This window comes from Streptomyces glaucescens, assembly GCF_002154375.1.
GTDB lineage: Bacteria > Actinomycetota > Actinomycetes > Streptomycetales > Streptomycetaceae > Streptomyces > Streptomyces glaucescens.
Window position 1 is genome coordinate 1 of record NZ_MUND01001119.1, and the last position, 593, is coordinate 593.

Here is a 593-nt window from a genome sequence, read left to right on the forward strand (position 1 = left end):
GCTCACCGCCCCCACCCTCCCCGCCAAGACCAACCTGCTCCTGCGCTGGACCGGCGCGGACGGCGCCGACGCCCGCTACCAGCCGCTCCCCAACCCGCTGGCCGGACCCGACCCGAGCCACTGAACTAGGCTGATCCGTGTGCTGCGCGACGTGACTGCTGTTCGATACGTGACCCCGCTGCGGTCCGGCGGCTCCGTGCCCGGAGTCGTCGAGGCCGACGACGAGGGGACGTACGTCGTGAAGTTCACCGGCTCCGCGCAGGGCCGCAAGGCGCTGGTCGCCGAGGTGATCGTGGGGGAGCTGGCCCGCGCCCTGGGGCTGCGCTTCCCCGAGCTGGTGCTGGTCGGCTTCGATCCGGCGATCGCCGCGGACGAGCCGCACCAGGAGGTCCGCGAGCTGCACGCGGCGAGCGCGGGCGTCAATCTCGGCATGGACTATCTGCCGGGCGCCCGGGACTTCACCCCGGAGATCGCCGAGGTCTTCGACGTCGACCCGGTGGAGGCCGGCCGGATCGTGTGGCTGGACGCCCTCACCGTGAACGTCGACCGCACCGTGCACAGTTCCAACCTGATGGTCTGGCCGACCCTCGGCG

1 protein-coding gene is annotated in these 593 nt (G+C 72.2%); it reads left to right on the forward strand.

The genetic code is table 11. The features are described from left to right. Window positions 1-139: 139 nt before the first annotated feature. A partial coding sequence (locus tag CCN42_RS40965; RefSeq protein WP_339384174.1) for a HipA family kinase occupies window positions 140-593 on the forward strand: 454 nt, incomplete at its 3' end.